The organism is Marinomonas sp. 15G6-16 (assembly GCF_055809555.1).
In genome coordinates this window covers 867,722-884,480 of the sequence record NZ_CM147916.1, presented here as the reverse complement: position 1 = coordinate 884,480, position 16,759 = coordinate 867,722, and the positions used below count along the sequence as shown (strand labels likewise).

Genomic DNA, 16,759 nt, shown 5'->3' with positions numbered 1-16,759 from the left:
GATCGAATCATAACACATTTGATAATGCTTGAACGAGACGTCTCAATGGGAATTACCCAACAACTTCTAATTCGTACTGTATTTACGCTAACAGCTTGTTTGCCGTTTGGGCAAGTGAGCGCATTAACACATTATCAATCTGGCATTACGGATTCTGAGTGGCTGTTATCAGGCGATATATTTTCTTGTAGCTTAACGCATCCCGTTCCTCATTACGGCGAAGGGCACTTTATAAAAGAAGCCGGAGAGCCAATGAAATTTATTCTGCAGCCGCAAAATGAGAAGTTAGGTCCAGGTCAAGTTTACATTATCTCTCAAGCGCCGAGTTGGTCGCCTGGCGTGAAGCCTGAAACCTTAGAAATTCTACCTTATCCAGGTTATGGCCTAACGGTTGAAGTGGGTGGCAAAGTAGCAGAAAGAATGCTCACCAGTTTGGATCGAGGTCGTCATCCTGTTGTGGCTGGCACCGCATGGGAAAATAACCGAGAAACCGTTGAAGTGGGTTTGTCGAACATCAACTTTGCCCCAGCCTACAATGAATTTCGTCGTTGTTTGTCTGGCTTGCTGCCTGTTAACTATGACCAAATCGCAAGAACAGCGGCATTGTTTCCGGTTAATGGTGTGGATCTAACGGAGCGAATAAAAGCTCGTTTAGATTTAGTCGCTTTGTATGTGTCTTCTGATCCTAGTGTGGAATACATCTATATTGATGGTCATACGGATTTAATTGGTTCTCGCCGAGATAACCGTGAGTTATCTAAATTAAGAGCGGAAAAAGTAACGGCTTATTTGCTCGACAAAGGCGTTCCAGCGGCAAAAATAGTCTCTCGTTATCATGGTGAACGTTACCCATCTGCTTCGAATAATACGGCTCAAGGCAGAGAGCGAAATCGACGAGTAACGATTCGTTTGGAAAAATCTGAAAGTAACTGATTCCGTTATATCAATGAATTATCAAAAGGCCTTGTTTGTCTCAATTTTATGAGGGAAACAGGGCTTTTTACTTGCTAAGCAAGAACCGAAATCTTACACTTACAGCCCATTTTATAAATCATTTGCGCCGCCATGTATTGGTTTTAAAACATTGGTGTCGGAGCGCAAGCCCGTTGAGGAGAATAGAAATAATGTCTGACGTGAAGAAGGTAGTGCTTGCCTATTCTGGCGGCCTGGATACTTCCGTAATCGTGAAGTGGCTTCAAGAAGAGTATAACTGTGAAGTGGTTACCTTTACCGCTGATTTGGGTCAGGGTGAAGAAGTTGAACCAGCTCGCGCTAAAGCTCAAGCGTTGGGTATTAAGGAAATCTACATCGAAGATTTGCGTGAAGAGTTTGTACGCGACTTCGTCTTCCCTATGTTCCGTGCCAACACTATTTATGAAGGCGAATACCTATTAGGTACGTCTATTGCTCGTCCGTTGATCGCGAAACGTTTGATCGAAATCGCCAACGAAACAGGCGCCGATGCCATTTCTCACGGCGCGACTGGTAAAGGTAACGACCAAGTGCGTTTCGAGTTAGGTGCTTACGCATTGAAACCAGGCGTTAAAGTGATTGCGCCTTGGCGTGAATGGGATCTGACTTCCCGTGAAACTCTAATGGCTTACTGTGAAGAGCATAAGATTCCGGTTGATTTCTCGACTAAGAAGAAGAAATCGCCTTACTCTATGGACGCTAACTTATTGCACATCTCTTATGAAGGTGATCAGTTAGAAGACCCTTGGACAGAAGCAGAAGAAGACATGTGGCGTTGGTCTGTGTCTCCTGAAGATGCGCCAAATGAAGCTACTTACATTGAAATCGGTTACGAAAACGGTGACCCAGTTTCTTTGAATGGTGAAGCTTTATCGCCAGCGACCATGCTAGAAACATTGAACAAAATCGGTGGCGCAAACGGTATTGGCCGTGTAGACATCGTAGAAAACCGTTTTGTTGGTATGAAAGCTCGCGGTTGTTACGAAACACCTGGCGGCACTATCATGATGAAAGCGCACCGTGCCATGGAGTCTATTACGCTAGACCGTGAAGCGATGCACCTAAAAGATGAAATGATGCCACGTTACGCAAAAATCATTTACAACGGCTTCTGGTGGTCAGAAGAGCGTCGTATGATGCAAGCATTGATCGACGCATCACAAAAATACGTGAACGGTACTGTTCGTCTTAAATTGTACAAAGGCAACGTTAGCGTTGTTGGCCGTCAGTCGCCAAACAGCTTGTTTGATAGCTCTATTGCGACGTTTGAAGACGATGCGGGTGCATACGATCAGAAAGATGCAGCTGGCTTCATCAAGTTAAACGCATTGCGTATGCGTATTGCTGCTCAAAAAGGCCGTGGCTTTTTAGACAGCGATAAATAAGCTAATAGGCTTCTTTATTAAAACGCTCCATTCTTCAGGATGGGGCGTTTTTTTATTGGTGTTGTTTCATTGATTTTTGAAGATAAATAAATATTTGTTCAATCGGTCAGAAATTTATACAATCGAAGCAAGATATTAATTCTTGCGCTATGTTGATGACACGCTATTTAGCACAGTAAACGATAGGTTCACTCTTAAGTAAGCCCTGAGGAAAATATGACAATTTATAACTTTGGGTCTATTAATTTAGATCACCTTTACCAACTGGACCATTTTGTGCGCCCAGGTGAAACCATGGCGTCAGACAGTTACCAGTGTCTGTTGGGTGGAAAGGGAGCGAACCAATCCGTCGCATTGGCGAAAGCCGGCGCAGAGGTGAAACACGTTGGTGCTATCCACTCTGTTGACCGATTAATTTTAAGGCAATTGCAAGAATACGGTGTGAATGTTGAGTTGGTTGAGTCTATTGATACGCCAACAGGTCACGCGATTATTCAGTTAACCAAAGAAGCTGAAAACTCGATTATTTTGTACCAAGGTGCGAATCATTGTTTTGAAAAAGCGAATATCGACCGTATTTTAGATCAAGCTTCGCAAGACGATTGGGTGCTATTGCAGAACGAAACCAACCTTGTTGATTACATTATTCAGCAGGCGCACAGTAAAGGATTAAAAGTCGCTTTTAATCCAGCGCCAATGGACGCTGGATTAACCAAAGCTGTTCTGCCTTATGTAACTTTATTGATTGTAAACGAAGTAGAAGCCATGGATTTAGCTGGCGTGGATTCAATCGACGCCGCGACGAAAGCGTTGCCAGAACAATACCCAGAATTAGCGGTTTTGATGACACTAGGCAGTGATGGTGTGCGCTATTTTGATTGTGGTGAAAACCTATACGTTCCGGCGTTTAAAGTGGACGCGCAGGATACGACAGCAGCGGGCGATACCTTTATTGGTTTTACAATCTCAGCCATTTTATCTGGTGCTGATACAGAAAAAGCCATGCAAAGAGGTTGTGCGGCTTCAGCCCTGTGTGTGACTCGAATTGGCGCCATGGTCGCAATCCCAGACTCCAGTGAAGTAGATGCCTTTCTTTCTACTCATAACTAATACAGACTCAAACGACTCAGTCGTTTATGACAGACAATGATTAAGGACTTTTAAAATGGCTCGTAAAATTATTATTGATACAGATCCGGGCATCGATGATGCAATGGCAATCTTTTTTGCCTTCCAAGCACCGCAACTTGAAGTATTAGGTTTAACAACGACGTTCGGAAATGTGCCCGTAGATTTGGCGACACAAAATGCCATTACGCTGACAGAAATTGCAAAAGTAGATGTACCTGTTGCGCAAGGTGTATCCGTTCCTAGTGTGATCGATCCTCGTCCACATCCAGACTTTGTACATGGAAAAGACGGCTTCGGTAATATTGATTGGCCAGCACCAAAAGGCAAAGCAGTTGATAAAAATGCCGCGCAATTTATTGTCGATACTGTACGTAAATACCCGGGTGAAGTGACTATTATTGCGTTAGGGCCTTTGGGTAACTTGGCAGAAGCATTAGAACTTGATCCAGAAGTGGCAAGTCTAGTTGACGAAGTCGTATTAATGGGCGGCACAGCGATTGAATACGGTAACGTTTCACCTGTCGCTGAAGCCAATATTATGAATGATCCACATGCGGCTGATAAAGTTTTCACAGCAGCTTGGCAGGTTACTATGATTGGCCTAGATGTTACTCATCAGGTTCTATTAGACAACCCAATTCTAGAACGTATTCGAGAAGCAAACCCAACCGAAGGTGGTTTCTTATACGACTGCGCACAGCATTATATTAACTTCTACAGCAGCCGTTTTGATATGGATGGCTGCTACTTCCATGATGCATCAACGATTGCTTACGTGATTGATCCAAGCATCTTTGGTGTTGAATTAGGCGCAGTTCGTGTTGCTTGCGAAGGCATTGGTATTGGCCAAACCATTTTTGCGCCAGAAGGCATGGATTTCCCAACACCACATTGGAATGATATTCCTATGACTCAAGTGTGTATGGAAGTGGACAGTGAGCGATTGCTGAAACTGTTCGAGACAACCTTGTCTTAAACCATTAGAATTGCGTTATCAAAAGGCATGGAACCCTGGTTTCATGCCTTTTTTATTGAAGCCTTTGCACGACATTGTGTTTTGTAATTATGAATGAAGAGGCTGCTTAGCAGTCATTCAAAAAAGAGTGATATGAATGAAATTATTAGTAAGAAACCTCGCCCGAAACACGACGGAAGATGAATTAAAAAGCCTGTTCGCTGTGCATGGTACTTTGCAGTCTTGCAACTTGGTAATGGATAAAGAAACAGGCGAGTCAAAAGGTTTTGCCTTCGTTGAAATGCCAAAAGTAGGCGAAGCGAAAGCCGCTATTAAAACGCTAAATGGTAAAGAAGTAGATGGCGCTAAGATCCGTGTGAAAAAAGCGGAAGATGCTTCAGCAGCGAAAAGCGATACCGAAGAATAAAGCGAAGTTTATACAAATAAAGGGCTATTCATATAGCCCTTTTTCATTTCTTTCGCCGGTCGTTTTATAGTGAGCTTTTTCTAAGAATGTGCATCAGCAAACTCTTTAATAAAGCTCACATCCTTGTCTGAAATCGTGTGAAATGCCAATTTCATATAGTGCTTGTCGTGCTCATTAAATATGTCAGCCAGTGGATCACACAATATTTTAATTTTTGCCATCTTTCCTTCATGAATAGCGTTTAACTCCAACTTCACCATTTTAGAACCTTGTAACCCATTTGGCGCTTCTATCTCTATTTTCTTTGTTGAAATATGAGTGCAATGAATTGGCATAACAATGCCATTCGTTAAATAAAGAGAGCCTGTCCAGAAGCAACGAACATAAGGAGAGTGAGTTATCGACACTGATTGTTTATCCTTTCCTAGATGAAGATCCAACACCGTGTGGCGTATTCCTGAGGATTATTATAGAGCAAAAAATATTGAGTGTAATGAAGTTAAATTCAATTTAAATAAAGGAAATGAAGGCGCTTTGAATTGATATAAGGCTTTGTTATAGATAGAGAAAGTGCTCTTTTTTAAAAGTAAGCCCATGGATAAATGGGCTTACTTTTTTGTCTAAATGTCTAACCTAACTTTTGAATGGAATCTCCAAGAGCATTGATCATGCTGTCTATTTCAGACTTTTCTGTTGTAAAAGGTGGTGCTAATTGAATCGTATCAGCGCCGTAGCGAACGTAATAACCTTTGTCCCACATGTCCATGGCAATTTGGAAAGGACGTTTACCGGGCTCATTATCCACTGGCGCAATGGTAATGCCTGCTGCGAAGCCATAGTTACGAATGTCGGTGATAATAGGGCTTGTGTCCTTTAGTTGATGAGCGCTGTCTTCCCAAAATCCACTCATGTTTTTTACACGCTCTATTAGCCCCTGTTTTTTGATTTCCTCTAAAGACGCGAGACCTGCAGCGCAAGCAATTGGATGAGCGGCATAAGTGTAGCCGTGAGGGATTTCGAGCATGTAATCTGGGCCGCCAGTATCCATGAAGGTGTCGTAAATTTCTTGTTTAAAGGCAACAGCTCCCATTGGAATAACGCCATTTGTTACCTGTTTCGCCATGGTGATAACATCTGGCGTGACGCCAAATGCCTCAGAGCCTGTTTTCGCGCCCATTCGCCCAAAAGCTGTGATGACTTCATCGAATATCAACAGGATATTGTGTTGGTCACAGATTTCTCGTAAGCGCTTTAAATAACCTTGTGGCGGGATAATAACACCGCCAGAACCGGACATAGGCTCAACAATGACCGCTGCAATATTGGAAGCGTCATGCAGAGTAATAAGGTTCAGCAAATCTTCAGCACGCTCTTTGCCAAACTCAGACATGCCTTTTGTGAACTCTGTACCTGGAACTTGAGTGTGAGGTAGGTGATAAGACTCTAACCCTTGGCCGTATAAAGTACGGTTCGCTGGAATGCCGCCCACACTAAAGCCTGAAATGCCGGCACCGTGATAGCCTTTTGCACGGCCGATGAACTTGGTTTTCGTGCCCATGCCTTTCTTGCGCCAATAAGCTCGAGCGACTTTTAAAGCAGTATCGACAGATTCAGATCCAGACCCTGTAAAGAAGATACGATTCAGACCGTCCGGCATAAATTGAGTGATTTGCTCCGCCAATAGAAATGACTTCTCATGGCCGAATTGAAATGCAGGAGAGTAATCCAATGTTTTTACTTGCTCAGCAACCGCTTCATTGATGGCAGGAACACTGTGGCCTAAGCCACAAGTCCAAAGACCGGACAAGCCATCAAAAATCTTTCGACCTTCAATGTCTGTGTAGTAATGACCGGCCGCAGACGAAATAATACGCGGGTCTTTTTTGAATTGACGGTTGCCTGTGTAAGACATCCAATGGGCATCAAGCTGAGCTTGAGTTAAGCGGGATTTAGCAATATGGCTCATAAGGACATTCTCTAAAAGTAAAGTCTCAGAAATAAAATCGATAAATAGAGAATGCCGAGCTAGAAAGGTTTATTAAATTCGAGCTTATTTAATTTTAGATTAGGATTAAGTTAACTAAGTGAGTGTTATTTAACCTAGTAGTAAAGAGATATTCTGAGGAGGATAGATAAAGAACTAGGTTGATGTCTTCTCTTTGAATTCGCAAAGATCTTCAATAATGCAGGCGTCACATTTGGGTTTACGCGCTACACAAATGTAACGACCGTGCAAAATCATCCAGTGATGCGCGTCTAAAAGAAACTCTTTAGGGACGAATTTCAGCAGCTTCATTTCTACTTCTAAGACGTTTTTGCCTGGAGCAACCTTGGTGCGATTACCAAAGCGAAAGATATGAGTATCCACCGCCATAGCCACTTGTCGAAACGCGGTATTCAATACCACATTGGCAGTTTTACGACCAACGCCGGGTAAGGCTTCTAGCTCTTCACGGGTTTCAGGAACAACACTGTTATGCTTTTCAATGAGGATTTTGCAGGTTTTGATGGCGTTTTCTGCTTTGGCATTAAAAAGCCCGATGGTTTTAATGTAGCTTTTTAAGCCATCTACGCCTAATGCGAGCATTTTTTCTGGGGTATTTGCGACAGGGAAAAGTTTTCTGGTCGCTTTATTAACACTTACGTCTGTGGCTTGGGCAGAAAACAAGACGGCAATTAAAAGCTCAAAAGGCGAGCTGTATTCTAGCTCGGTCACAGGATTTGGATTTTCTGCTCGTAAGCGGGAAAAAATCTCGTAGCGCTTTTCTTTATTCACCTGAAATTGCCTTTCGTTCTGTCCAGATTTTAGTTAACTTGCCCAGTCACACGAACACGTTTGGATTCACTTGGGCCGTCTTTGGCTTTTTGTGCAGCAAGGCGTTGTTTTTCTCGCTCATCAAGGTAATTCTTAAAGGCGATAAGCAAGCCTAAACCAATGAAGGCACCTGGCGGTAAAACCACGAATAAAACATTCGGGTAATCATCAAAAACCACCCATTTCCAGTTGATGGCGATATCACCAAATAGCAATTGCATGTCAGCGAATAACGTACCTTGTCCGATCAGCTCACGCATTGCGCCAAGTGCAACAAGAATCACTCCGAAACCTAATCCCATCATTAAACCATCTAATGCCGACGGTATAATTGGGTTGCGGCTTGCAAAGGCGTCCGCGCGGCCAAGAATTGCACAGTTTGTCACGATCAAAGGAATGAAAATCCCCAGAATCTGATACAGCTCATAAGTATAAGCCTGCATGATCAATTCGATGCAGGTTGTGAAAGAAGCAATAATCATCACAAAGGCAGGTAAGCGAACTGCATCGGCAACGTAGTTCCGAATCAAAGAAACCGCAACGTTAGAGCCAACCAATACCACTAAAGTCGCCAATCCTAAGCCCAAAGCATTAACTACTGTACTGGTCACCGCCAGCATTGGACACAATCCCAATAATTGCACTAAGGCTGGGTTATTTTTCCAGATGCCGTTGTAAACGATTTCAGCGTAGTTTGTGCTTGGTTTGCTGTTATCAACCGCGTCACTTGTGTCTGTTTCAGCGCTCATTTTTTTATCCTAACGCGCTAACAGCGCATCTTTATGTTGTTCAAAATATACGAGAGTATTCTTCACGGCACGAACGACAGCGCGAGGAGTGATTGTCGCACCTGTAAATTGATCGAAGTCACCGCCATCTTTTTTCACTGCCCAACCTTCAATTGTTGGATTGGACAAGGAAGTGTTCGCAAAGCTTAAGATCCAATTGGATTTTTTCAAATCAACCTTGTCACCTAAACCAGGTGTTTCTTTATGACTAATCACGCGGCTGCCGGTTACTATGCCGTTTTTATCGATGGCAACGAGCAAATCCAAATTGCCGTTGTAACCACTTGGAGCAATGGTTTCAAAGATGATTCCAGTGACATCGCCATCTTTACGGGCGATATGGATTTTGATCCCTTCTGGGCTGCCGAGCAATGGATCAGCAGGCAAAGTCGCAACGTCTGTTGTTAAGTCGTTATCGTATAATTCAGCAGGCAAAATTTCGTTGAAGGCTGAGATTTGCGCATTCAATATATTGTCTTTAATGGTGCCTTTAGTGAACTGATGAGTCAGAGCAATAAGTCCAGCAGTTAACACTGCAAAGATACCCAAGCCAAGACTATTACGACGGATAGAGGCTAATAATTCCATTAGTTATCTTCTCCTATCTTCAAGCCTTTTTTGGCCTTTTTGTGACCATAAGTACGAGGTTGAGTGTAGTAGTCAATAAGCGGCGCAGAGAAATTCATTAGCAGTACCGCAAAGGCCACACCATCAGGGTAACCGCCCCAAGTACGGATAATGTAAATTAAGATGCCAATGCCAGCGCCATAAATCAATTTACCCCGATTACTGGTGCAAGAAGAGACAGGGTCTGTGGCGATAAAAAAGGCACCAAACATAGCGGCACCTGTTGTCAGGTGAAACAATGGTGTTGCTGTGTTGCTCATGTCAAACAAGTGGAAGATGCCAGCCATGACAAGCAAAGCACTTAAAACGGCAACAGGCGTGTGCCAAGTAATAATGCGCAACCAAAGCAAGCCAAGTCCGCCAACTAGGTAAGCCATATTGACCCACAACCAGCTATTAAGGTTAGCACTCTGTAGCGCTTCAATGGTTTGGAATGCTGTTGCGCTATCAAGCAAATCTTTATTCTTGAAGCCATCTAACGGCGTCGCCATTGTGTAACCATCTACATTGGGTAAGTGATGGAAAATAGCTTGTAAGCTTTGTAAGAAAGACAGGCTTTCACCAGGTGCGACAATGGATTGAACGCCCAGCCATTGGCTCATCGGTACAGGAAACGACACAAGTACGATGGCATAACCCACCATAGCTGGATTAAAAGGATTGTTGCCCAAGCCGCCATAAAGCTGCTTCGCAAAAATAATCGCGAAACCGACAGCGGTTACTGTTACCCACCAAGGCACAGTTGGCGGCAAAGCGACACCCAGTAAAACGGCAGTGAGTAGGGCGCTGTAATCTTTTAGAAAGAAAGCAACAGAACGGCGACGGATCGACAAAATAGCCGCTTCACAAGCTAATGCGGCGATACTCGCAATCATTAGGTTGATTAACGTTCCCCAACCGAATAGCCAAGTTTGTACTGCGATACCAGGAATGGTCGCTAAGATCACCATCTGCATAACCCAAGAAGTGCGATGTCCTGCACGTTGAGTGTGGGGTGATGAAATCCTCAATAATGCCATTTAGAGACTCTCTTGCGAATGAGTAAGTTTTGCTAATAAAGCTTCTGCGTCTTGTTGTTTTTGACGTGTGGCCGCGATTTCTTGCTGAATACTGTCAGCAGCTTCTGGCTCACTGTCTAGACGCTTAGTTAGCTTATTGATTTGTGCTTTTGCCAATGCGGCTGCAATTTTTTGCTGTTTTATTTGACCAGCCAAATCAGCAGGGCTTTGGGCTATTTTGGGTTCTGGAGATTTCTCAGCGTTTTTCTCTGTCGCCGAGTTACCATCGTTCGATTCCAGTGCAGTAAGCTTTTCTTGTGCTTCCGCTAGCTTTTTCGGCCATTCTGATGCGTCTATTTCAGCGTCGTCTTTGCCTTGTTCCTTCAAGAGAGCGATGTTCTTTTCAGCTTTCTTGATGCTCGCTTTGGCGATGGCTAAGTCGATCTTGCGTTTCTTCTCGGCATCCGCGTTTGCAGGCGCCGCGACTTCAGCTTTCGCTTCCACAGCTGGTGCTGGTGCAGATTCATTCTCAAGTGCTGCCAGTTTTTCTTGTGCTTCCGCTAGCTTCTTCGGCCATTCCGATGCGTCTATTTCAGCATCGTCTTTGCCTTGTTCTTTCAAGAGAGCAATGTTCTTTTCGGCTTTCTTGATACTTGCTTTAGCGATGGCTAAGTCAATCTTGCGTTTCTTCTCTGCATCCGCGTTTGCAGGTGCGGTGACTTCTGCTTTCGCTTCCACAACTGCCGCTGGTGCAGATTCGTTCTCAAGCGCTGCCAGTTTTTCTTGTGCTTCTGCGAGCTTCTTCGGCCATTCCGATGCGTCTATTTCAGCGTCATCTTTGCCTTGTTCTTTCAAGAGAGCAATGTTCTTTTCGGCTTTCTTGAGACCTGCTTTGGCGATGGCTAAATCAATCTTACGTTTCTTTTCTACGTCAGCATTTGGGCTGCTTGGCGCAGGTGCAGAGTTAGTGTTGGTCGCTTGTGGATTTGCTAACGCTTTTTCTAATTCATCTGCTCTTTGTTGAGCTTCTTTCAGCTGTTGACGAATCGCATCCACTTCTGGCGCCTGAATTTCTTCCGCTTTCTTCAGTGCCTTTTCGACTTTCTTGACTGCGGCTTTGGCGATAGCGGCATCGATTTTTAACTTTTTCAGCTCGTCATTGATGGCTGCTTTTGGTGCGGCCGCAGGAGAAGGTGATGCTGCTGAGTCAGTGCTTAGTTTTTCAACTGTCGCTTGTGCGGTTTTTAGATCCGCTTCCAAGCCAGCTGCTTTCTCTTTTAGCTCTTGGTCATCAGGCGTTTCTTCTAATTGCTTATTCAGCTTTTTCAGTTTCACACCAATGAGAGCAACATCTACTTTTGCCTTTTTCAACTCATCACTAACAGCTGGTTTTGCCTCGGCTTTCGCTGGAGCAGCCGCAGGTGTCAGTTTGCTCAGCTGATCTTCTAATGACGCAAGCTGTGTTTCTTGCTCTGTCACCTTCAGTTGTAGTGACTTGATGTCTTCTAGGTGCTCATTTTCTTGAGCTTCAAGCAGTAGCTTCTGAGCTTTCTTCAGTTTTGTTTTGCCAATAGCGATGTCTACTTTTAACTTTTTAGCTTCGTCACTGATGCCAGGTGTTGCAGAAGGCGCGCTTGGAGCAGCCTTAGGTGCAGCGGTTTTCGCCGCAGGTTTCGCTGACGATGCTTTTTGACGAGCTAAGCGCTTCGCTTCTTTTTCAGCGGCTTCTGCTTCTTGGCGCGCTTTACGAGCTTCAAAGCGCTGTTTCGCTAAATCAGACTTCACATTGGCTTCGCGGGCTTCTCGAATGGCACTTTTCGTGTGGCGGTAGTACTGAACCAAAGGAATGCTACTCGGACAAACGTAAGAACAAGCGCCACATTCGATGCAATCAAACAGATTGTAGTGTTCGGCTTTTTCATGCTCTTGGCTTTTGCTGAACCAAAGCAATTGCTGTGGTAACAAACTCGCTGGGCAAGCCTGTTCACACATACCACAACGAATACAAGCTTGTTCTGGCGCTGGTGGCGGCAGTTCTTCTTTTGTCGTAGCCAAAATACAGTTGCTGGTTTTCACGATAGGCACAGCAGCAGAGTCCAGCGTGTAACCCATCATTGGGCCCCCCATCACAAGTCTGTGAAGGTTATTTGGTTGGGATTCTGCGTACTCTAATAAATGAGTCACAGGTGTTCCCAATAACACTTCAACGTTCTGAGGTGCTTTTAGCGCGTCACCTGTTAGTGTGGTGAATCGTGAAATCAAGGGTTGGCCGTGGAAAATAGCGTCGTGAACCGCGACACATGTACCGACATTTTGACATAAAACACCAATATCAGCAGGGTATTGTCCACTTGGAACTTCTTGGCCTGTTAATAGTTGGATAAGCTGTTTTTCACCGCCAGAAGGGTATTTTGTTGGTACAACAGCCACTTGGATGCTGCTGTTTTGTTCACTCAATAAAGCATTAAGTGCAGCAATGGCGGTTGGCTTGTTGTCTTCAATACCGATAATGACTTGTTCTGCGTTCACAATATGCTGCAAAACTTCGATGCCAGAAATAAGCTCTTGAGTCTTTTCTCTGATCAGCATGTCATCGGCTGTGATGTAAGGTTCGCACTCTGCCGCATTAATGATGAAATACTTTAGCGCGTTTTTATGAGCACCTTGTAGCTTCACTTGGGTTGGGAAACCAGCGCCGCCCATCCCTACAATGCCCATATTGGCTAGGTATTCAAGGATCTCTGTCGCAGGTTTTGCTTGCCAATCTTCCAATGGCGTGCGTTCTACCCATTGATCTTTATGATCAGGGAAAATTACCATGCACAGATCGCTTAAACCAGAAGGGTGCGCAATCGCACGTTCTTCAATGCCAGCAATGGTGCCAGACGTCGGCGCGTGTAGATGGCTGCTTAAAAAACCATTATTAACGGCAATCGTCTGGCCTTTTAAAACATAATCCCCAACCGCCACAATAGGACGTGATGCCTGACCAATATGCTGACCTAAAGGTAAAATCAGCTCATTTGGTAGGCTTGGACGACCCAAAGGAAGTTGCAAAGATTGCACTTTGTTTTCGGCTGGGTGAATGCCGCCGTGAAACGAAAAAATGTTTGCAGATGTTGTGCTTGCTGTCGCCATTAGTGAACAACCTCCGACTGACGGTCAGTTGCAATAATGCTCAATGAGCTTGCTGCAATACCCTGAGGTTTATCCCAAGACCATGTTTTTGCTGTCACGCCAACTTCTACCATATCAATACAATCTACTGGACAAGGTTCAACACAAAGGTCACAACCCGTACATTCGTCCGAAATGACGGTGTGCATTTGCTTTGCTGCGCCCAAAATAGCGTCTACTGGGCAAGCTTGAATACATTTAGTACAGCCAATACATTCGTCTTCACGAATCACGGCGACTTTGGTTGCTGTTTCTTCTCCGTGGTCGCCGTCCAAAGGAATGGCTTCTACGTCTAAAAGATCCGCCAAGGCTTGAATCGTTGCTTGTCCGCCTGGAGGGCAATGGTTAATGGCTTCACCATTGGCAATGGCTTCGGCATAAGGGCGGCAACCAGGATGACCACATTGGCCACATTGGGTTTGTGGCAAAAGCGCATCGATCTGATCAACAATTGGGTCGCCTTCCACATGGAAGCGGACGTTGGCATAACCTAGAATTGCACCGAAAATAAGCGATAAAAGAACCAACACACCAATGGCAAGTAAAACAGTTAACATGACGGCTCCTAAATCTGTACAAGGGCGGTGAAGCCCATGAAAGCAAGCGCCATAAGTCCTGCTGTGATCATGCCGATCGCAGAGCCTTTAAAAGCAACCGGTACATCAGCCACGTTGATACGTTCGCGCATAGCAGAGAATAGAATCAAGACAAAAGAGAAGCCGACCGCTGCCCCGAAACCATAAAGAATGGATTCGACGAAACCGTTTTGTTTGCTTATGTTTTGCAATGCCACACCCAATACTGCGCAGTTTGTTGTAATAAGAGGCAAGAAAATCCCCAAAACGCGATAAAGCAAAGGACTAGTTTTACGCACCACCATTTCAGTGAACTGAACCACAACGGCAATCACCAAAATAAAGGAGATGGTTTGCAAGTACTCAAGGCCAAATGGCTGGAGAATATAAGTGAAAGTGAGATAGCTACATAGGCTCGACAGAGTCAATACAAAGGTTGTGGCCATTGCCATGCCAATAGAGGTCTCCAGTTTGCCAGACACGCCCATAAAAGGGCAAAGTCCTAAAAACTGTACTAAGACAAAATTGTTAACCAGTATGGTACTGACTAGTATCAAGAGATATTCAGTCATCTCACGTCCAAAAAAATATATGGTGAATTGAATAGTATAGATACGAGTTTATAGATGTATCTTTAATGGCGTAACTATACCAATCTGCTTATAACTAACAAAGCTAAAAGTGCTGCATTTTTAGTCTGATTAAGTATATAGATAATAAGCTAGACTTATATAAATAGAGTTTATATTGAATTGAAAATTCTATTGCTTAGCTTATTAAGAACTCTTCTTATTTAGAGTGTTAATTTCCAATAAGCCAAGCAATAGAGAGCAGATCAGCGCTGATCTTACATGACACGCTGGCCAGGCTTGGCACCACTGTGAGGCTCAAGCAGGTAAATTTCTTCACCACCAGGGCCTGCTGCTAATACCATGCCTTCAGACAAACCAAACTTCATTTTACGAGGCGCTAGGTTAGCAACCATCACGGTTAATTTGCCTTCTAAATCTTCTGGCTTATAAGCTGACTTAATACCAGAAAATACAGTGCGTGTTTCACCACCAATATCCAAAGTCAGTTTTAATAGCTTATTGGCTTTTTCAACGTGCTCTGCTTTTGCAATCAATGCAATACGAAGATCTACTTTCGCGAAATCATCAAAATTGATTTCTGCTTCAATAGGTTCTTTGCTGAGTTCTGTTTCTACTTGGCTCGCCTGAGCGGTTGCTTGTGCAGCGGCTTCCGCTTCAACTTTGCCTTCTTCGATCATGGCGTCGATTTGTTTTTGATCGATGCGGCCGATAAGAGGCTTGAAGGTGTTTACCTTGTTGTCAAACAAAAGTTCGCTACGGTTGTCCCATGTAAGTTCTTTGTTCAAGAAGGCTTCTGCATCGGCAACCAAGCTTGGCATTACTGGTTTTAAATAGGTTGCCAAAATACTAAATAGGTTTAAGGCAACAGTACAAACTTCTTGAACCTTAGGTAAAGTTGCTTCGTCTTTCGCTAATACCCATGGCGCTTGTTCAGCAATATAAGTATTGGCAATATCTGCAAGACGCATAATTTCACGAACCGCTTTACCATATTCACGGCTTTCAAAGTGCTCAGCGATCAGGTCGCCCGCATCAATGAAAGATTGGATCATGGCTTCTTCGCTTACTTGCGCAGCTAATTGTCCGTCAAACTTTTTCGTGATGAAGCTGGCTGTGCGGCTTGCAATGTTAACAACTTTACCTACTACGTCTGAATTCACTCGTTGGATGAAATCTTCTAAATTTAAATCGATGTCATCCACGCTTGAGTTTAATTTTGCTGCAAAGTAGTAGCGTAAGTATTGTGGATCAAGGTGGTTCAAATAAGTGCGAGCCTTAATGAAAGTGCCGCGAGATTTGGACATTTTCTTGCCATCAACGGTCACAAATCCATGGGCATTCACCTTAGTTGGTGTGCGGTAACCAGCGCAATCTAACATCGCAGGCCAGAATAAAGCATGGAAGTTAATGATGTCTTTACCGATGAAGTGGTACAGCTCAGCATCAGAATCTTTCGCCCAGTAATCGTCGAAGTTTAGGCCTTCTGTACGGTCACATAAGTTTTGGAAGCTGGCCATATAGCCGATAGGAGCATCCAGCCAAACGTAGAAGTATTTGCCTGGCGCGTCTGGGATTTCAAAACCAAAGTAAGGAGCATCACGGCTGATGTCCCATTCTTGTAGGCCAGAATCTAACCACTCTGAAAGTTTGTTGGCGACTTGATCTTGCAAGGTGCCACTGCGTGTCCATTTCGCTAAGAAGTCTTGGAAGTCTGGCAGTTTGAAGAAGTAATGTTCTGATTCTTTTTCAATTGGTGTAGCGCCGGAATACACAGAGCGTGGGTTGATCATTTCCATCGGGCTATAAGTGGCAGAACACACTTCACAGTTATCGCCGTATTGATCTTCTGCTTTACACTTAGGACACGTTCCTTTTACGAAACGATCGGCAAGGAACATTTCTTTTTCAGGGTCGTAAGCTTGCTTAATGGAACGAACAGAAATCTTACCGTTGTCGCGCAACGCTTTATAAATACTTGAAGAAATCTCACGGTTTTCTTCCGAGTGTGTGGAGTGATAGTTGTCGTAGCCAATTAAGAAGTCATTAAAATCCGCCATGTGTTCTTGGCGAACACCGTCGATTAGCTTTTCTGGCGTGATGCCGTTTTGGTCAGCTTTGATCATGATGGCAGTACCATGAGCATCATCGGCACAAACAGCTGTACACATGTGACCGCGCATTTTTTGAAAGCGTACCCAAATATCAGTTTGGATGTGTTCAATCATATGGCCAAGGTGGATAGGGCCATTTGCATAAGGAAGCGCGCTGGTAACTAATATTTTGCGTTGCGTTTGTGCCATTTTTGATAAGCCTGCT

15 protein-coding genes are annotated in these 16,759 nt (G+C 44.1%); 5 read left to right on the top strand and 10 right to left on the bottom strand.

The features are described from left to right. The first annotated feature begins 45 nt into the window (after positions 1-45). From AC0L46_RS04245 to AC0L46_RS04225, 5 genes are all read left to right on the top strand, one after another. The gene (locus AC0L46_RS04245; RefSeq protein ID WP_473506028.1) at positions 46-933 is read left to right on the top strand and encodes a flagellar protein MotY; all 888 of its coding nucleotides are present in this window, start codon (positions 46-48) and stop codon (positions 931-933) included. Between the two features lie 191 nt (positions 934-1,124). After that, a complete protein-coding gene (locus tag AC0L46_RS04240; RefSeq protein ID WP_473506026.1) occupies positions 1,125-2,357 on the top strand; it encodes an argininosuccinate synthase in 1,233 nt (410 codons plus the stop codon). A gap of 216 nt (positions 2,358-2,573) precedes the next feature. Further along, positions 2,574-3,467, top strand: coding sequence for a ribokinase (locus AC0L46_RS04235; RefSeq protein WP_473506024.1), 894 nt, complete (start codon positions 2,574-2,576; stop codon positions 3,465-3,467). Between the two features lie 55 nt (positions 3,468-3,522). Continuing rightward, a complete protein-coding gene (locus AC0L46_RS04230) occupies positions 3,523-4,464 on the top strand; it encodes a nucleoside hydrolase (RefSeq protein ID WP_473506022.1) in 942 nt (313 codons plus the stop codon). Positions 4,465-4,600: 136 nt separating this feature from the next. Continuing rightward, the gene (locus tag AC0L46_RS04225; protein WP_414680988.1) at positions 4,601-4,870 is read left to right on the top strand and encodes an RNA recognition motif domain-containing protein; all 270 of its coding nucleotides are present in this window, start codon (positions 4,601-4,603) and stop codon (positions 4,868-4,870) included. Between the two features lie 80 nt (positions 4,871-4,950). Here AC0L46_RS04225 and AC0L46_RS04220 read toward each other — a convergent pair whose 3' ends face one another. The 10 genes from AC0L46_RS04220 to metG form a co-directional block, all read right to left on the bottom strand. Further along, on the bottom strand, positions 4,951-5,277 hold the full coding sequence (locus tag AC0L46_RS04220; RefSeq protein ID WP_473506020.1) for a hypothetical protein: 327 nt from the start codon (positions 5,275-5,277) through the stop codon (positions 4,951-4,953). 221 nt (positions 5,278-5,498) lie between these two features. Beyond that, positions 5,499-6,836 carry an omega-aminotransferase AptA gene (aptA, locus tag AC0L46_RS04215; protein WP_473506018.1) on the bottom strand — a complete coding sequence of 446 codons (1,338 nt, stop codon included), beginning with the start codon at positions 6,834-6,836 and terminating at the stop codon, positions 5,499-5,501. A gap of 174 nt (positions 6,837-7,010) precedes the next feature. Next, the gene (gene nth / locus AC0L46_RS04210) at positions 7,011-7,646 is read right to left on the bottom strand and encodes an endonuclease III (protein ID WP_414680985.1); all 636 of its coding nucleotides are present in this window, start codon (positions 7,644-7,646) and stop codon (positions 7,011-7,013) included. Between the two features lie 29 nt (positions 7,647-7,675). After that, positions 7,676-8,434 (bottom strand): electron transport complex subunit E, encoded by a 759-nt coding sequence (locus AC0L46_RS04205; RefSeq protein WP_473506016.1) that lies wholly within the window; start codon positions 8,432-8,434, stop codon positions 7,676-7,678. A 9-nt stretch (positions 8,435-8,443) separates the two neighbouring features. Beyond that, positions 8,444-9,061 (bottom strand): electron transport complex subunit RsxG, encoded by a 618-nt coding sequence (gene rsxG / locus AC0L46_RS04200; RefSeq protein ID WP_473506014.1) that lies wholly within the window; start codon positions 9,059-9,061, stop codon positions 8,444-8,446. After that, on the bottom strand, positions 9,061-10,119 hold the full coding sequence (rsxD, locus tag AC0L46_RS04195; RefSeq protein ID WP_473506012.1) for an electron transport complex subunit RsxD: 1,059 nt from the start codon (positions 10,117-10,119) through the stop codon (positions 9,061-9,063). Before rsxD ends, rsxG begins: the two co-directional genes overlap by 1 nt. Beyond that, complete coding sequence (gene rsxC, locus AC0L46_RS04190) at positions 10,120-13,236, bottom strand: electron transport complex subunit RsxC (RefSeq protein WP_473506010.1); 3,117 nt, start codon at positions 13,234-13,236, stop codon at positions 10,120-10,122. Then, positions 13,236-13,832, bottom strand: a complete 597-nt coding sequence (rsxB, locus tag AC0L46_RS04185) for an electron transport complex subunit RsxB (RefSeq protein WP_414680980.1) — start codon at positions 13,830-13,832, stop codon at positions 13,236-13,238. Before rsxB ends, rsxC begins: the two co-directional genes overlap by 1 nt. 8 nt (positions 13,833-13,840) lie before the next feature. Further along, the gene (gene rsxA / locus AC0L46_RS04180; RefSeq protein WP_414680979.1) at positions 13,841-14,422 is read right to left on the bottom strand and encodes an electron transport complex subunit RsxA; all 582 of its coding nucleotides are present in this window, start codon (positions 14,420-14,422) and stop codon (positions 13,841-13,843) included. A 275-nt stretch (positions 14,423-14,697) separates the two neighbouring features. Next, complete coding sequence (gene metG / locus AC0L46_RS04175) at positions 14,698-16,743, bottom strand: methionine--tRNA ligase (RefSeq protein ID WP_473506007.1); 2,046 nt, start codon at positions 16,741-16,743, stop codon at positions 14,698-14,700. Positions 16,744-16,759: the final 16 nt, after the last annotated feature.